General features: G+C 27.6%; 18 protein-coding genes and 1 riboswitch. Of the genes, 8 read left to right on the top strand and 10 right to left on the bottom strand.

The features are described 5' to 3' along the window. The first annotated feature begins 152 nt into the window (after positions 1-152). Positions 153-743, top strand: a complete 591-nt coding sequence (locus Q0L65_RS10830) for a tyrosine-type recombinase/integrase (RefSeq protein ID WP_296686217.1) — start codon at positions 153-155, stop codon at positions 741-743. 452 nt (positions 744-1,195) lie between these two features. On the opposite strand, the gene Q0L65_RS10825 is transcribed toward Q0L65_RS10830, so the two are convergent. Further along, positions 1,196-2,521, bottom strand: coding sequence for a VCBS repeat-containing protein (locus Q0L65_RS10825; RefSeq protein WP_296686214.1), 1,326 nt, complete (start codon positions 2,519-2,521; stop codon positions 1,196-1,198). 21 nt (positions 2,522-2,542) lie between these two features. Continuing rightward, on the bottom strand, positions 2,543-3,118 hold the full coding sequence (locus Q0L65_RS10820) for a hypothetical protein (RefSeq protein ID WP_296686212.1): 576 nt from the start codon (positions 3,116-3,118) through the stop codon (positions 2,543-2,545). Between the two features lie 218 nt (positions 3,119-3,336). Between Q0L65_RS10820 and Q0L65_RS10815 the strand changes: the two genes are divergently transcribed. Then, positions 3,337-4,656 (top strand): kelch repeat-containing protein, encoded by a 1,320-nt coding sequence (locus tag Q0L65_RS10815; RefSeq protein ID WP_296686209.1) that lies wholly within the window; start codon positions 3,337-3,339, stop codon positions 4,654-4,656. Positions 4,657-4,704: 48 nt separating this feature from the next. Here the strand turns inward: Q0L65_RS10815 and Q0L65_RS10810 are convergent, their stop codons facing one another. Continuing rightward, positions 4,705-5,286, bottom strand: coding sequence for a hypothetical protein (locus Q0L65_RS10810; RefSeq protein ID WP_296686207.1), 582 nt, complete (start codon positions 5,284-5,286; stop codon positions 4,705-4,707). Between the two features lie 118 nt (positions 5,287-5,404). Here Q0L65_RS10810 and Q0L65_RS10805 point away from each other — a divergent pair, with 118 nt between their 5' ends. Beyond that, on the top strand, positions 5,405-5,575 hold the full coding sequence (locus Q0L65_RS10805; protein ID WP_296686206.1) for a hypothetical protein: 171 nt from the start codon (positions 5,405-5,407) through the stop codon (positions 5,573-5,575). A gap of 108 nt (positions 5,576-5,683) precedes the next feature. Here the strand turns inward: Q0L65_RS10805 and Q0L65_RS10800 are convergent, their stop codons facing one another. The 5 genes from Q0L65_RS10800 to Q0L65_RS10780 all read right to left on the bottom strand — a co-directional run bounded on the left by Q0L65_RS10800 (position 5,684) and on the right by Q0L65_RS10780 (position 10,332). After that, positions 5,684-6,310: an FISUMP domain-containing protein gene (locus Q0L65_RS10800; protein ID WP_296686204.1), complete on the bottom strand. Its 627-nt coding sequence runs from the start codon at positions 6,308-6,310 to the stop codon at positions 5,684-5,686. A gap of 1,206 nt (positions 6,311-7,516) precedes the next feature. After that, the gene (locus tag Q0L65_RS10795) at positions 7,517-8,125 is read right to left on the bottom strand and encodes a hypothetical protein (protein ID WP_296686203.1); all 609 of its coding nucleotides are present in this window, start codon (positions 8,123-8,125) and stop codon (positions 7,517-7,519) included. A 70-nt stretch (positions 8,126-8,195) separates the two neighbouring features. After that, complete coding sequence (locus tag Q0L65_RS10790; protein WP_296686202.1) at positions 8,196-9,005, bottom strand: DUF4339 domain-containing protein; 810 nt, start codon at positions 9,003-9,005, stop codon at positions 8,196-8,198. 2 nt (positions 9,006-9,007) lie between these two features. Then, on the bottom strand, positions 9,008-9,904 hold the full coding sequence (locus Q0L65_RS10785) for a hypothetical protein (RefSeq protein WP_296686200.1): 897 nt from the start codon (positions 9,902-9,904) through the stop codon (positions 9,008-9,010). Next, positions 9,886-10,332 (bottom strand): DUF4339 domain-containing protein, encoded by a 447-nt coding sequence (locus Q0L65_RS10780; RefSeq protein WP_296686198.1) that lies wholly within the window; start codon positions 10,330-10,332, stop codon positions 9,886-9,888. Before Q0L65_RS10780 ends, Q0L65_RS10785 begins: the two co-directional genes overlap by 19 nt. A gap of 281 nt (positions 10,333-10,613) precedes the next feature. Here Q0L65_RS10780 and Q0L65_RS10775 point away from each other — a divergent pair, with 281 nt between their 5' ends. Beyond that, complete coding sequence (locus tag Q0L65_RS10775; RefSeq protein WP_296686196.1) at positions 10,614-10,883, top strand: hypothetical protein; 270 nt, start codon at positions 10,614-10,616, stop codon at positions 10,881-10,883. A gap of 284 nt (positions 10,884-11,167) precedes the next feature. Here Q0L65_RS10775 and Q0L65_RS10770 read toward each other — a convergent pair whose 3' ends face one another. Further along, positions 11,168-11,605 carry a hypothetical protein gene (locus tag Q0L65_RS10770; protein ID WP_296686194.1) on the bottom strand — a complete coding sequence of 146 codons (438 nt, stop codon included), beginning with the start codon at positions 11,603-11,605 and terminating at the stop codon, positions 11,168-11,170. A 207-nt stretch (positions 11,606-11,812) separates the two neighbouring features. Continuing rightward, positions 11,813-11,906: riboswitch (SAM-I-IV-variant riboswitch) on the top strand. Positions 11,907-11,960: 54 nt separating this feature from the next. Here Q0L65_RS10770 and Q0L65_RS10765 point away from each other — a divergent pair. The 4 genes from Q0L65_RS10765 (at position 11,961) to Q0L65_RS10750 (ending at position 15,873) form a co-directional block, all read left to right on the top strand. Next, positions 11,961-12,701 (top strand): N-formylglutamate amidohydrolase, encoded by a 741-nt coding sequence (locus Q0L65_RS10765; protein ID WP_296686193.1) that lies wholly within the window; start codon positions 11,961-11,963, stop codon positions 12,699-12,701. A gap of 181 nt (positions 12,702-12,882) precedes the next feature. Continuing rightward, on the top strand, positions 12,883-13,602 hold the full coding sequence (locus Q0L65_RS10760; RefSeq protein WP_296686192.1) for a GNAT family N-acetyltransferase: 720 nt from the start codon (positions 12,883-12,885) through the stop codon (positions 13,600-13,602). A gap of 209 nt (positions 13,603-13,811) precedes the next feature. Next, a complete protein-coding gene (locus Q0L65_RS10755; protein ID WP_296686191.1) occupies positions 13,812-15,071 on the top strand; it encodes a RelA/SpoT domain-containing protein in 1,260 nt (419 codons plus the stop codon). A 493-nt stretch (positions 15,072-15,564) separates the two neighbouring features. After that, a complete protein-coding gene (locus Q0L65_RS10750; protein ID WP_296686189.1) occupies positions 15,565-15,873 on the top strand; it encodes a helix-turn-helix domain-containing protein in 309 nt (102 codons plus the stop codon). A gap of 20 nt (positions 15,874-15,893) precedes the next feature. Here the strand turns inward: Q0L65_RS10750 and Q0L65_RS10745 are convergent, their stop codons facing one another. Continuing rightward, positions 15,894-17,210, bottom strand: a complete 1,317-nt coding sequence (locus Q0L65_RS10745; RefSeq protein WP_296686188.1) for a tyrosine-type recombinase/integrase — start codon at positions 17,208-17,210, stop codon at positions 15,894-15,896. Between the last annotated feature and the right edge of the window lie 321 nt (positions 17,211-17,531).

The raw sequence follows: 17,531 nt of genomic DNA, 5'->3' as shown, positions 1-17,531 counted from the left end.
AAGCACCCAAAATTGAGCAATCATAGTGGCAATAGGGGATGCAACGATATTGGTTTAGTAGGATGAAATTTTAGCTTTTTCTTAGCTACTAAAATGCAGCAAAGTATAAGTTCTTGCGGTATGTTAGCCCAATAATCTTAATCCAAAACGATATGTCATTGAAAGGTCAAAAAACTACAACCACATCTCTTGACTGGGATGTGTTCAAATCTTTAATCTCAAAATTGGAACGTGACAAGAATTACAAGTATTGTCTTTTAATTACTACTGGTGTTTTTACAGGACTAAGAATCTCCGATTTACTTCAACTACGATTTTCCCAATTTGAAGAAAATGAATTTCTAGTAGTGGTAGAACAAAAAACTAAGAAGACCCGAAAAATCAAAATCAACCCTGATTTGAAGAACATCATTTCAAGAATCAAAATCCAAATGAGTGTCATTGATAATGAGCAGTACATCTTTGTAAATCGATATGGAACAAAACCTATTGATAAATCATGGGTTAATGTAAATCTGAAAATCATATTCAAACAATATGGTGTTGAGTGTGAGGGGAACATAAGTTCCCATTTATTTAGAAAAACATTAGGTAATCGTGTATTGAAGTTAAATAATTTCTCCAATGAATCAGTGGTTCTGCTAATGGAGTTGTTCGGTCATAGTAGTATATCTATAACTAAGAATTATTTGGGAATTCGTGAGCGTGAGGTAATGTCTGTTTATGACAGTCTTCGGATTTAATCTAACTGGGATTATAAATAATTAAATAATCCCAGTATTAAAATACTGTATGAACATGGATCAGACCAACATCTTCTAAAATAGGATTAGACCCCAGTAATAACTCCCTCCTTCATGTCGATCAGATCTGATTCTTCCGGCAACATCCCAGTTATTATTATCCCGTATTAACATGGGTCCGACTCACCTTCAGGTATTGATTGGTTGAATCCCAGTAATGAAAACCACAATGATCGGACCTGACTCAACTGAGATGGAGGGAGTCCTGCCGGATGGAGGTGGGGGTTTCCCCCCTTATATAGTAAAAACCTTTATTCAATAAAGTGGTAACAATCCCTTAAAAAAAAGCGCCAGTATTTTTTTCTGAAAATGGACTTTTCATTAAAATTTCAATTGAAAAATTTTTTGAGATTTTTTTGAATTATGAAGACATTCGGAACGTTCTATTATAATTATTTTTTGGTGTAAACATCTATTATTTTTGAAGATGGAGAACTTGTAGAATTGTTATAATAAAGAAATTTCATTCTCCCTTTATTTTTATCACTTGAAAGAGGAATAAATAAATCTTTTAAAGAAGTATTAATTTCGAATGAAGGATTCTCAAAAGTATTGTCACCTTTATTTATCCATATTCTTTGATTTAAATTTTCTCCAGCGTTAACAATAAAAAAAACATCATCAAATCCGTCAAAGTTTATATCTAAAATAAGACAGTCTCTGATTCCATTGGATTTAAAAGTGGTTTGAACGGTACTTAAATCTATAATCTTTGAAAAGTCATCATCAGAACTTTTAAATATTTTTTGATCACCAATTCCTCCTTCTACAAAATATAAAAGGCTCTTTTTAGTTGGGGATTTTAAATTTTTAATAGCCTCCATTTTAAAGCATCCATAACTATTACCAAAGGGAGTAATGGGAGATACTTTTGTACTATTAATTGTTGCTCCTGAAAAATTAATTTTTAGAACTGTTGAACTTGGTATTGAACTTCTATCAATATAGGGTGCTGAAATTAAATCTTTAACATTATCTCCATCAACATCAACTATAAGTACAGAACCTGTAGAATTATTTGGATTATAAACTATGTCTTTTGAAAGACCATTATTATTTTTGAAAATAATCATTTCTTCTGAACCGAAGGATTGCAATACTAAATCATTATCCCCATCTGTATCAATATCTCCGACTGAAGCACTATGATGAAATCTTTTTAAGTCTGTTAAATACGGTATCATTTTATTAGAAAATTTACTGTCTGATTTACCGTAGAATAAATGATTTACGTATCCCGGGAATAGTCCATTTACCATTAGTTCAGGAGACTCTTTACCGTGATCGATAACAAACAAATCTTTGATGCCGTCTGAATTTAAATCTTCATAAATTATGGGACTTTTGGTAAATCCAACTTCCTTATACTCTCCCAATAATGAAAGGGTATTCTCAGTCAACTTACCACTTGTAGAGTCTACTTCAAAGGACCTAAGGTAATCATAGGTCGTACCGAATAATTCTGCATAAGAAGCAATTAATTGGTATTTTCCGTTAATCTTAATTATTTTGACTGGCTCTGAATATACTCTGGAAGAATTAAACGGTTTTGATAATATTACGGATTGGTCATCATAATATTTAGTTGTTTTATCTACAACGGTTGAATTAGTTGGGTTTGATGGAATTGGACTTACTGGGTTGGTAGAATCTTCTTTAGAACAAGAAAACAATACGTTCAAAAGTATAATCGTAATTAACAGGTTTATATTTTTCATAATTAAAGGATTATAGTTTGATTATTTGTACACTACAATTGTAATTTGATATTTTCCGCTTACAGGTATTATTACGTTTGCTCTGTTTTTAAAACTTGCAGAAAAATTTCCGATTATTATGTACTCATATTCAGTATCAGTTGACTTTCCTTTTTTAATGCTTGTAATTGTGTTTTTTCCACCAGTAATAAGTTGTGTTGTTTTAACAGATTGGGTTTTATCTTCAAAGGAAATTACAAGATCTAAATTACAGGCTGAAGAATTCGTGATATTCTCTTGTTTTGTAGCATAAGCTCCAACAACTGAATTTTTAAAATCAACATCATTTTCTAAGTGTAAAATATTACTATCAAAGGAAAATGCTGAGTTTTCAATTTGACCTAAGAATTGTAAAAAGTGGGGTTTATTAACACACCCTGATTGCCCACTTAAACCTGTGCCACCATAAAATATATCTTGTTTATATGATTTTCCATCAATTGTAATTTCTAAATAATCTGTATTGGAAGTACTCGGAGAATCCGAATTGGGGCTGCAACCTGTAACTAAAGCAAAAACTGTAATTATTGATATTATTTTGTAAATTTTGTTTTTCATATTTTTAAAATTAAATTCTACTCTTAAGGATTTTCAAATAACTCCCCGTTTGGATGGTTTCTGGTCTCCATATTTATTCTCAGATGTGTTTAATTATTATCGACAAATTTATACGACTGCATTTTTAATGATTAATAATTTATAGAAATCCCTAATCTATCCCCAATCTGTTGTTTAAAAATTAACTTACTTTTACTTTAATTATCACACCTACTTGTATGTCTAAGTTTTTCCTTGTATTACTTCTTTTATCATCCTTTGTATTTACGGCACAAAACCGTTTGCCTCAAATAAAGGATGGTGCTTTTCTCTTTACATTTAAAGATCAATCGTACGTAATTTCAGGAGATTCTATTTATAGTAATTCAAAAAAGACAGGATGGAAAGGTCATGAACACCATTTATCCATCAACGATTTGGTATTCTTTCAAGACAAAACCAACGGCTACTTAATGCACAATTCAGGAGGTGTCATTTATAAATTTGATGGAACTAATTTTAATAGAGTAGACGATTCTTTTGAATTTTACACCCAATATCAAAGTTTTCCATTTTTATATAGAGGAGCCGTTCACAATTTTGGAGGTTATGGTTTATTCACCTTTAAAAATATCATTACGTATTTTAATGAGTCAAAAAAAGAAACCGAATTGGTTCAAGTTGAAACTCCTCTCTCTAAAAATCCAACGGGAAGAAAGAAAATGTTTGCTCAATTGGAGGGAGACCAATTATATATAGGTTCAGGGTTTGGATATAATACAGAGATTAAGAACGGAAACAGGCAGTCCCAAATAATCAATGATTATTGGGTATTTGATTTGACTAAAAGAACGTGGAAAAAGTTAGGAGAGGGTCTTCCTTATATGAAGGATGACACCTACCACCTAATATACGATTTCAATGGTAAAACATTAGTCCTCACTACTGAGAATGTCTTTACAGTTGATATTAAAAACAATAAAGTTGAGTTTTACGACAACGCCAATGATGACTTACTTAAATCGAATAAAAAAGAAGGAGATCGTTATCTAATCACTTACAATCCATCCCAAAAAGGATTTTACTTTATATTGAATAAACCTAACTTAGAGAATAAATTAGTGTTCATCCCCACACAAGACTTTATTGGACTTCCCACACGCTCAGAAAGTCTGTATTCAGAGGATAATTATTCAGGGATCTACTATTTGGTTGGAATAGTATTACTGGTGGTTGTGGTTATGTTTTTAATTTTTAGAAAGAAAAACACTTTTCAAAAAATTGGTTCAAAAAGAAAACAGATTGATTCAATTTTAAACGAAGAGGAATCTCAAATTTTCAATTTAATATTTGAAAGACACCCAAATTTCATACCATTTCCTGAACTAATGGACGTTTTTGAATCTCACTTGAGTTATGATAGCAGAAAGAAAAAACTACGTGCTTCTTTATATCAAATTGAAGATAAAATCAGAGGAGTTTTGAAATCAAAAAATAAAATTTTTATAGAACGAAAGAACAAAGAAGATTTGAGAATCAAAGAAATTAAAATTAGTTAATTTAAAATTAACTTACTTCAAAATAATAGGATGATAATGTGAAGCAGATCATTTAATATTCAAAAAATTACAACAATCATTTAAATAATAATTTGATAATTCTCTAGCTTCAATTTCATAATCATTGTAATAGTACCCCTTTTTATTTGTTAGACGGTCGTAACGAATATTATCATTTATATTGCGTAGTTGAAGATGATGAACATATTCGTGAATAAATGTTTCAATGTTATCTCGAAGGGTTTCGTGTTTGTAAACATAAATCATTATTTTATTAGTGGAGGGTTCGTAGTACCCTAATAGATCTCCTTTTCTGCTAAAACTAACGTTAATCAATGGACTAATCTTCCGCTCTTTTCCCAACTTAATATTCTTTTCACACCATTGAAGAGCCTCAATGAATAAATCTATATATTCTTTTTTTAATGTAGGGTGTTTTCTAATTTGTTTTGGGCATTCATCCTTCTCTATGAAATTGGGTTCAATTACTATTGGTTCAGAGTTTTGTGGTAATGATGTTGTAGGTTGTGTTGGATCATTTTCAAATCCGAGACTACATTGAAATATTAAACCACAAACAATTATGAACTCATAGGTGTAAAATATAAAATCAATCTTTGATATGTTCATATAAGCTAATATCAGAGATCCATTTGAACTGGCAATATTCTTTTTAACCCAGTAAAACAATTAATATGGTGAATTGAATTTTTCTTTAATTTAAAATATTTATTAGTAAATATATTTTATGAAAGTTAAAGAAAATGCACACAAAAAATCTTCCAATGGAAAATCCATGAAGTTAATAATCACTGAATCCCAGTTTAAAAGACTGGCTGAAAATGTTGTTATGCTTCAAGAACAGAACCTAATTGAGAACACCTATTTATTAAAAATTAGTGGTAAAGTCAAGAAGTAAAAAATAAATTAGGTGTTTGTATTCAAAATAGATTTACTATTAAATTAAAGAAAGGTGGCAATTGCCACCTTTCTTTAATTTTAAACTTAGTCCAAAGTTATGGAAAGTTTAATCTTTTAAACAACGAACTGACATCCCAAAACCCTTTTCAGGAAGAAAAAAAGTTGCTTCTGTAGATCCATTATCTAAATTTAATACTTCCACCATAGATTTTAAATATCTAGTTGTAGACCAGAAATTACCTAAACTTTCAATATTGCCAAAATCACCATTGTCAAATCTAAAACCTCCTGGCAAACCATTGAATTCACTTTCATTATTTCCATTACCTGAATAGTCCCATCCTGAAATTGATTTCATTTTTTTTCCAGCAACCTCTGCACCTCCTAAATTATCCAACAAAACAACCCATTCTGATTTGCTTGGGATATGCCATCCTCTTGGGGCAATTCCTCTTGGATCAGTTATAGCATACCAATTATAAAGTTTACCAAATTTACCCCATTTTTTTTTATCGTTATCAAAGTAGCTCCAAGCTGGAGTCTTATTTATACTTGCCAAATTCCATTCTTTATTAGTTTTTGCCTCAGGAATTTTGTCTCCATTGTTAAATTTATCAACATCAAGGTTTTTATTTGTCCAAATTTGATTTCCGATTTTAACTTCCTCTTCTGTTTCGTTTTGTCCACAACTTGTAATCAAAGCAAACAATAATAATAAAAGCGTTTTTTTCATGTTTATTTTATTCTTTTTAATATCAATTTTTATTTTTATTCATTTGAATAATATCTGTTTTATTTTCGATATTATTATGCCTTTATTATTACTTTCTAAAAATCATAAAATAAATGGTGTATTCAACTTTAAAATAAAAATATTCAATTAGATTTTCCATATAAAATAAAAAATTCAAATAAAGCTATTCCATAAATCACTCTATAATCTGAGAAAATAAAAATCTCTCTGTTTTTAATATAATAATATAAAAAACTCCCCAAGAGGATAATCAAATACGGGAAAAAAACTCCCATTGTGAAAAATATCGTAGTAATAGAATAATCATTCTCAACTATTGAATTGATTATTATTGAAATTATAAATGCAATTGCAATTAATTGTAACCCTTTTTTATTGTAATTCGGTTTCATTTTTAATTTATTTTTAAAATAAAAAATTATTCTTCATTTGTGAAATCTAAAATTCGTATTTCTAATTTTTATTAAAACACTTCACAAAGTCCTGTTGCCTCGTCAGATTGTTTGACTTTGAAGTAGATTAATCCAAACGTAACTAAAATATTAAATTTAACTGTAATTCCATTAGAACCTCAATTAATTCTCATGAATTTAATTTACCTATAGTAGCTATAATATGAATAACAATTGATGTTATTCCAAAAATCTTTCCTAATTCTATATTTTTAAACAGTAGGGAAATTACGTACGTAATTATCAATGGTATAATCAACGCTCCTACAAATGAGGCAATAAAATCTATTAATTTATTACTATCTCCATGATTTATTAGTGTATAAACTAAAGTGCTTACCAATCCTAAAATATAACCCGTTTTATTATTCATAACTTCAATTCTGTTTTACTTTTTAATGTATTATTTATTTTACTTCAACAACAGTACTAATTTTATTTATATTGGAGATGTAAACAAATTGAAATAAGTATTTTTATCATTTTTAAAACAATTTAAAAACCCAATTATTTTCCCATTCTCAAGAATCGAATATACTAAAAAATCACCAATGTGGGATGTTGATTGATTTTCAAAAACTTTACTATTTTCATTTCTAATAATTTCATAAATCAAGTTGTCGGATTTGTTTTCTTTTTGTATTTCAAATTTGAATTTTTCAACTTCTTTATTGAAAAAGACTAATGTGAAATTTGAATTATAAACTACTATATCAGGATGATTCATAAAAACTTATTTTGGTTTAATTAAACTGTCTAATTTCTTTTTATCAATGAGAAAATGCAAATTGTAAAATATTTTTTCATAATGATTTGGATTACTATCATAAAACATTTTTGGAATGCTAAGGCTAAATGTATATGTTAAATGGTTCTTAACTACTTGTTGAATAACAATTACTATTTCGTATTCAAAGTCTTGCTCTTTTCTGGTAAATTCAAATTTTCTTTTAAGGGAATGAAAGTTTTTAATAAAAGATTTCTCTACTGAGTAATTTTTAATTTTGGTATTTAATTGACTCTCTAAAATTTTTAAATACTTATTTTCAAATTCATCTTTATTCTTATCATAAGTTTTCCAAAAATCCTTTTCGACATCATATTTTGTTTCAATTACATTAATAGTAAACGAATTTGAACTATCCGCATCATATGTTCTTAGGATTGTATGTTCGCCAAATCCTTTATCGACTGACCATTTTTTTGGAATTTTAAACCCAATATTATACTTGTAGTTTGAGTAAATTTTATTTATTGTATCGTAGAATTCTATAAATTCCTTTTTTTGAGATAATGATTCTTCTTTTAACGATTTTTTGAATTTATTGTTTTGTGAATTCATGTTTTGAAACAGAAATAAAAAACAAAAAAATTTGATTATAACTTTCATTATTTATTAATTTTAGAAAAACTTATTGTTTCCATTTTGATGATTCTTCTTCAAATAAAGTATGATAACTTTCTATAAAATCATCCATGTTTTTTCTTTCGTAACTTGAAATTTCAGGATACATAAGTCTTCCTTCATTCGATGTTTTTCTATCTAAATCATCAACATTTAAAATATCATGTGAAAGTTCATGGTACATTAAGTAATATCTCATGGATTTAGTAAATTGCTTCCAAGATGACGGGTTTATGTATATCTCAATTCTATCGTCATCGTTTCTTCCAAATGATATAGCATGAATATGGGTTGTATTATCTAATTGGTCTAATTTTGAAAATTTGATTATAATGGTACTGGGTTTTTTAGGATAAATTCCATAGAATTCCAAGTCACGATAAAATTTATCAATATAAATTTCAAATTTTTCATCTGTAAGGTATGAATTAGCAGCAATATCTTCATAAAGTTTTTCTTCTGATTGTTTACGAAACATCCCTAAAATAATTAAAGATAAAATAATAGATACTGATATACCAACCAACCATTTTTTCTTCTGATGTGTTTTTAAATTTATTACTAATGAACTAATCGATTTTTTAAAATCAAACTTATTAGATTTTATATTGTTATTTAATAATGGGGTTGGTTTTGATAAATCTGGAGGTATAACTGAAGTAAGGTCATCAAGGTCACTTATAAGAGACAACTCAGTCCAATTTTCTATTCCAAAGTACCAAATTTTTGTGCTACGAGAAATTTGTTGTTCCTTCAGTTCTTCTTTTGAAAATGGACCAAATTTAGTTACCCCATCTGTATAGAAATATTTTCTCATTTTTAATTATATTGGTCAGGAAAGATTATGGAATTTGTAATCTGTGTATAAATCTGTTCAAGAGCAATAAATTCATTATTATCAATCCCCATAGATTGAAAAAGAACTATTTTATCTTCATAAAATACCATCCAACTCTTTATAATAACTGATAATTTTACTCCTGTTATCTCCATTTTACCTTTTACCTTAAATTGAATCGCTGGATAATTATCAATCGTTACAATTGATTGATTTAAAATGTTGGGGGTTTTTAAAAAATTACTTGCTTCTTGTACAAACTCTTTAAGAAATTTTTCGTCTTTAAACATTTCCTTAATTTGTTTTTTTGAATAGAAGGTTACATTATTCTTTATAGAAATCGAATATGAATTTCCGTCATTAACGAACATTTTAACTATATTAGGCCTATTCCCATCCTTCACTTCCCAACCAAGAGGTGCTTTTATTTCTAAATTGACTCCTTTTGCTTTTGGATGATTTTTAATATTTAAGTATTCTCCAAGTTGAAAATTATACGTTGATAACTCAACAGATTTAATACTCACTTCCTTTAAAATCGAATTTCCTTTATAGTAGTAAAAGTCAATATCTATTCCATTAAGAAAAAAAGGTTTTGCATTACCTGATTTTTTAAAGTTAGATATTATTTCATTTTTCATATTTCTGGATGGTTGCCAATTGTTTTGTACATCGTATTGATATATTAGCTTACGACCAAATGAAATACATCCACGCCCTTTAATTCCATTTCCTAAATAAACACCTTTTATTTGTCTATTTATCTTTATTGAAAGTTTCTTAATATCTGATTCGGAAAAGTTTTGACTGTAACAGAAATTAGGAATCAATATTAAATTCAGTAAAAAAAATACAAGTATTATTTTAAACTTTTCCATACACCTGCACTTAATATTCCAATAATTGCCATAACCCACCCTAGTCTTTTTGTTTCTTTTTTATAATCACCAAAAGCGTAATTAAATCCAATTATAGCCCCAAGATAACCGCCCATGAAAGCAAATATAAATCCGGCAATAATCCAACCTTGACTAGCTACTTTCATTCCAACAGTGTAAGTACTTTTAGAGCTTTTCTTATCTAAAATATTTTTATTGATTTCAACAATAATATCATCTGTACTTGAAACATCGGGAGGATTGAGTTCTAAAATTAATTTAACTTCTTCAATATCAATTGCAGGTGTCCAATCGTCTAATCCTTCATACCAAATCAAAGTATCAGGTTTAATATCTTCAATCTTTAATTCTTCTATAGAAAACGGACCTTCTTTGTCCTGACCGTTTGAGTAAAAGTACTTTTTCATTTATTTTTTTATTTGTTTGAAAAGATAGTTAGCAAAATGGGGGCTAAATTTTTGTGCTTTTTAGTTGTTTTGAATTAGGATACAAATTTATTTTAAATTTATTACAAGAAAGTAAACGTACATAATTAATATGACTTAAGTACTAACTAGATTTAATGATATTTATTGCTAAAGAACAATATGAAAACAAATAAAAAACTTACAAAAAACAGAACGGTTATCATTTTAACTGAACAACAGGTCGAAAAATTAATAACTGAATTAGTAAAACCGTTGCGACCATGATTCAAGAATCTAATCAATCCAACGCAAAGAAAGACGATTTGATGTTACTTTTCGTTCCTGAGATTGGCGAGAACACAATTGACATAAATGAAGATGTGAAACAATACGTAAATAACTTCTTAAATAAACTTTATAAAGAATACGATACTAAACCTAATTCGATTGGACTTGTTGGTGATATTTCAACTTTAACCAAAGTTGTTGGAAGGTTGGTGCAGGACTATGAAAAATACAAAGGTTTGAATGAAGAGTTTGCTTTAAATTAGAGTTTGTTTTAAATGTATAAAAGGTGTCAATTGACACCTTTTATACATTTAAAACTTAGTCCAAAGATTATGGAAAGTTTAATTTTTTTAAGCAACGAACCGACATCCCAAAACCAAAACCCACACAACCTAATAAGGCCGAAGCCGTAAGAAACTTTCTGCGTTTCATAGTTTGTGATTTAAAACATAAATATCGAGAAATAAATTGGGATAATATCGGGTAATATATTTTTTTTTAAAAAATTAAGATACTAAATTTAGAATTAAACTTTAAAAATTAATTTCTAATAAAAAGAAAATTTGTTTTCATTTAGATTTTTGACAACTTCCAATTCTTTATCGTCTATTATTTCAGAACCTTTTCGATTTTTACAGTTGAAAGAAACCCTTATATTAAGTCTTATTATAACTGTTTGTTGAAATCCATCCCATTCTGCAGATTGTTTAATATAATATTCGAGGGGCTTAAAACTGCTTGGTAATAATAAATTTTCTTTGATTTTTCTATTTGATAGTTTTATTAACAAAATTAACTCCTTATTTGATATAGAATTTTGATTACCATCATTTAAAAAAGTTAAATAACATTCCGTTTTTTCTCCTAAAGCAGTTTCGAATAAAAATTTTTTATCCTTTGTTGTAATATTATTAATGTTTTTGTCATTTCCACAAGAACTCATGTTTAAAGCTAACACTATTACCACTAAAATTAATTTATTCATTTTAATTTAAATTATCAATTGTTAACAATTTTTTCTCTTCATAAAATTCCAATTTAGTTTAAGAGTTAAACTAATTCCCTTAATTATAGATCTTACTATTTATAAAATTTTAAAACTATATTTATTATAGAAACCGCGACGAATTGTAAATGTAGTCAAATTTAATATTAAATTAGGGAATTTTATTACGAATTAATTATTATATTTGTTAGGTATTCCGAACCCATTAGGGTACCAACCGAGTGAAGTCACCGCGGTGGTAAAACAATACGGACTTTCTAAGTCAAAATAAACGTAACTAAATTTACTTTATAACTTCGGAATACAAATAAAATTAAACCTTAAATTTTTTTGTATGAAAAAATTAGTCTTACACATACCACATTCTTCGACAGAAATACCATTACTCGATGGATATGTATCTTCTCATGATGAAATACAAAAGGAAATTATCAAACTGACCGATTGGTATACCGATGACTTATTCGACTCTCAAGTGGACGATAAAATTGTCGCCCTTTTTTCAAGAATCTTTTGCGATGTTGAAAGGTTTGCCGATGATGAACTTGAAGTGATGTCTAAATTTGGAATGGGAGTACTTTACGAAAAATTTGATAATGGGAATCAACTAAGAGTAGTTACCCCAGATTTAAAATCAGATGTTTTAAACAACTATTATTGGGTTCACCACACATTGCTTAGTAAAGCGGTAAAAACGAGTTTAGAGCAAACGAAATCATGTTTAATTTTAGATTGTCATTCTTTTCCTTCTTCACCATTAACTAGAGCTTTAGTACAAGATGAAATAAGACCAGATTTTAATATAGGGACAGATTCATTTCATACTCCGCAACATATCATTGATGCGTCAATAAATTATTTTGAAACAAAAGGATATACATTAGGAGTTGATACTCCCTATTCAGGATCAATTGTTCCCATGGAATATTATCAAAAAGAACCGAGAGTTACTTCAATAATGTTGGAAGTAAACAGGAGATTGTATCTGAAAGAAAACACAAATGAAAAATCTGAAGGTTATGAAAGTACAAAAGAAATCGTTCAAGGTTATATTAAACTTTTAAAATTACTTTAAAGAATTATTTTTTTAATGTTTTTCATTTTATTAGCAGTAACAAACTGAATGTTAAGAGATACCAACAAACCGTAATTAAAAGCTTCAAAAACCGTAAAATTAGTAGTATATATTTTTTAATTTCGATTTTTTATCTCATTAAAATAAACTAAAACAGTTGTCTTTATTAAAATAATTCACAATGATAAAAATAAATTATGCTCCCAACTCTGACCATTTTATTCAAATAAAAAAATGGTTGTTTGAACAAGAAAAGGATAACAAAGATGGTTTTCATAACCATTGGAATATGATTTTAATAGCATTAAATACTAAAAATTCGATTATAATAACTGATAATGATTACCCCATTGGATTTATTGTTTATCATATTTCTGATTTTGTTGCTAAAGTTTCAATCACTGTTATTAAAGAATCGGAGAGGAAAAAAGGGGTTGCTAAAATTCTTATTAATGAGTCTTTATATTTTTTTAAATTAAAAGGAGCCTTAGTCACAGAGTTATATTGTTCTCCTGAAGAATCAGAATTATTTTGGAAAAAAATGGGATTTATTAATATTCCATCAAACACATTTAGGCCTCCACTTAGTATGTATAAAACTCTTATAGATTCATTATCATATTCAAATGAAATAGAGGGTGAATATGTAATTAAACTTTGGTTTTGTGAGCCTCACGAAACCAAAGGTAGAAATCCTGATAGAATTTGGAATTTGAATCTAGGAAAGGATGAAAGAATATTAAATACCCCTATAATTTATCCTGTCTCTAAAGACTGGAAAATAGAATTTATAAGAGACGGTGTAGAGGATTTTTCTGGAAAGATTAAATATTTTAATATCGATTCTTCTAATTATTCAGATTATTTATTAATTAAAGAGTTAAATGAAATAGTGACTTAATTATTGATAAACTTATATACTTTTACGTAGTTTTTATCAATATTTCCATACAAAAATATAAACTTTTTAAAATCCCTTTATTCATAAATCATTATCATTTCAATGATTTTTTAACAACTTAAGAATGTTTTTAAGTTGAGTTTAGTTATAGTTTGCTACATTAGTAATTCTATAGATTAGCAGTTTAATTTAAATAACAATTCAATTTTATGATAGATGATCAAATTGTTTTAATGACAAAATCTAAAATTACTCGAGTAGGTAAAAGAATACGTGTAAAACTTAAGAATAATGAAGAAGTTGATGAAAAAGATATTTTAGACCTTCAAGATTATCGAATTTCTTTCCAGTCAGATTTGAAAAGTATTTTTAAAAAAATATCAACCGAGAGTAAAAGAGTTAGAAACGATAGTATTGTTACATATCGTATTAAAAGGATTGAGTCAATTTTATCAAAAATACAGAGAGAACCTAATATGGCTTTGGGAAATATGGGGGACATTGCAGGATGTAGAATTATATTATACAGTGAAAACGCCTTATTAACACTTTTGGAGAGATTTGAATCAATATTTAAAGTAAGGAGAATTAATAATTATTTAGAACAATCGAAAGAGGATGGATATTGTGGTTGTCATTTATACATTGAAAGTCCATTAGATGAAAATAAGTTAATTGAAATACAACTAAGAACAGTAAATTCTCATAGATGGGCTTCATTAGTTGAAATTGTAGATATTCTTTATGACACAAAAATAAAAGAAGGAGAGAAAAATAAAGATTTTCAAGACTTTTTGTATTTAATGTCAAAAAAAGAACAACTTAGTATTGACGAAAAATATCAAATAATAGAAATCGATGAAAGGCATAAAATTTATCAAAAATTAAATGAGGTTTTTCGTCAAAATAATATTCAAGTTAGACAGAATTGGATTTTAATCTCTGAACTTAGATACGAATATTTTATAATTGAAGTTGATCAAGAAAAAAAATCAACAATAATGGCATTTGATTCATACGAAATTGCTGAAAATAAATACTTTGAAATGTTTGAAAGTAAAAAAATGTCCAATTTTGTGTTAACCTATATTGTTAATCCTTCTTTTGAAAGAGTTTGTATAGCTTATGCCAGTTATTTACTTGTAAATCCGAATTATTTGAAAGATTGGAGTAATTTCACGTTAGATGTTATTGATAATGACAGTTTAATCAAAAGCCAAACTAATTTAGAATATTATAGAGAATATATAAAAAGAAATTTAGAAGACCAGATTGAACTTATTAAATCTGAAATAGCTGTTTATAATTCTCATCGTAAAAACGAGGTGTATTATAAACCTAATGATGGGCTTACAGAATGGTTAGAAGAATTGCAAGAAAGGATGAATGAAATAGATATTATTTCCAAAAAGCATAATAATATACAGAAGCCTAAGAACATTAGTTTTTTTAAAAAAATATTTGGTTGATCTAATTGTTAATTAAGTGTTCGGTAAATAAATATAAATTTTTAAAATGTTTAGTTCACAGTCTCGTTTCATTTTTGACTTTGCTCAAAGATATTCCAAATCTATCTTTCGTATAAACACGATTAGTCTCAAATCGGTAGTACCTCAGGAGGTAAATAAAAAATTCACTTCAATTTAAATCCCTAGTATCGTAAGTTACTTTTTGTCAATAAACGATTAGTATTCCATTTATTAAACCTCACATTTCGTATTCTCATTTTTTTTCTTTATTATTTGAAAAAGGAGTTAATAAGAAAATCTAAATTTAGATTTTTCGACTTGACCGGTAAATTAAACCGGCATACATTAGCTCTAGTAACTAGATGTTTAACTATTAAAGAAGAATACAATGAGGTGAATTCAATGAATTAAAACAGTGGTCTCGATATGACCTTAAAAGAATAATTCTCACTTCCCATGATAAAAAAAAAGAGAATAGGGGAGTTGATACGAAATGAATGAGTTAGATAGTAGTCAATTATTTAAACTAAATCAAGAATTACTAATTGAAGTAATAAATACTCTTGTGACTAAACTAGTAGAAACTAAACTGGATGAATTCAAGAAAGAACTTTCATCAAATTATTATTTTGATGATTCATTGATCACCCGAGAGGAATTAGCAGGCAAGTTAAATGTATCGATAGGTACAATAGACAATTTAAGAATGAGAGGTAGAATAACTGGAAGGAGCGTTGGAAAATCTGTAAGATTTAAAAATTCCGAAATTTTAGAATATATCAAAAATTTAAAACCCTGCTAATAGTAGACTGCAGGTTTTTTTTATTTGTAATTTTGATCCCAGTAGTTTTTTAATTTTTCTGCGTGGTGTTTGGGAGTAGTTTTTATGTAGGATAGAAATTGTTTTTCTGTTTTGTGACCAGTTATTTTCATTATAGTGAGAGTGTCTAATTTACCATATAAATTTGTTGCAAATGATCTTCTGCAAATATGAGAAGTAACTAATTCATATTTGAAATACATACCCTGTTTTTTTCTGTGAATCTTGTTACCATCTTTATCTAATAGTGGTTTGTTATCTGTGTCTAACACAATACACATTTTTGAACCCAAAACGTTCTCATTAAAACCTATAATTTCACTGACTTCTTTGATATAATCATTGAAATTTTGGTCAGATATTTTTCTAGGTAATTCACCACTTCTTTTATCTATTATTCCTTTAACGTGTGGGTGTAAGGGTATAGTTACTGGAATGTTGGTTTTGAAATTTGTATTGTCTATATATCCATCTTTGATGTCTTTTTTTGTAATAGACAAAAGATCGGATATTCTGAGTCCAGTCCATAATCCAATCAATAACCAGTCTCGAGCGTTATCTAAATAACTGTCAAATTCAAATTGATGATTCTTTATTTTCTCAATCTCATCTTCATCAAAATAAATGTCTTGAGTTTCAGATGATGGGGAATAAAAATTTTTGGATTTAAAAATAGGATCAACTTTAATTCTGTTTAATTCAGCATCTCTTAAAAAGGCTTTTAAATTATCAATTTTTGCCCCAATTGTATTTTCTCCTAATAAAAGTTCATTACGAAGAAACTCAATAAAATCTTTATGAAACTTTAAATCTATATCTATAATTTTAATTCGTTTACCAATTTTTTCTTCGTAAAATTTTAATTTATTTGAAGTGTCTTCAAAGTCTTGAATAGTTCTTAATTTGAGTTTTTGTCCTGTTCTTTTATTAGTTCTATTTTTTGAAGTTTCAATATATTTGTCTGCAAATGATGTTAAAAAGAAATTAGCATCAGTTTTATTATTTGATGATTTATTGCTGAATAAATTAATTTTTCCTGTTAGCCACTTTTTATCTATTGAAAAGCCTTCTTTTTGATCGTTATTTAGTTCGTCAACTATATAATTTTTGAGGTCCTTTAATGTTTTATTAATGTCTAATTTTTTTGAGTCTGATTCAGCTAACGATTTGGTTTTTTGTTTTGAATTTGACCATTCTTTTTTAGATACTAATAATTCAGTTGGTACATTATAATCAAAATCTTTCCCTTTCAATCTAATGTAAATTTTAGTTGGATCGATTTTTGCTTTTTCTTGTATTTTGAAGTTTATTGTTGCCATAATAAAATATACGAAACTTTTTTCATTTTTCCCGTATTTTTCCCGAAATATTTATTTTTATTTGAATTCCAGTATGATTCAAAAATATGAAAAATTTAGTTATGTCAATAAAATAAAGGGATTAGGTCGGTTGTGAAACACAAAGAAATATATTAAAACACCCTTTTCTATTCCTATTATCCGCACTGAAAACCTTAGAAATGAACTAACATTTTTAAGGTTTTTTTTATTTTATATCCTTTCTTTCTCCTAAATTTACCTTTTTTAAACTCCATCACATGATAAAGAAAACTTTATTTGTTTGCTTAGCCATTGGAAGTA

It is taken from the genome of Flavobacterium sp. (assembly GCF_024642105.1).
GTDB lineage: Bacteria > Bacteroidota > Bacteroidia > Flavobacteriales > Flavobacteriaceae > Flavobacterium.
Note: the sequence above shows the minus strand (reverse complement) of the source record. Positions and strands in the feature narration are given on the sequence as shown.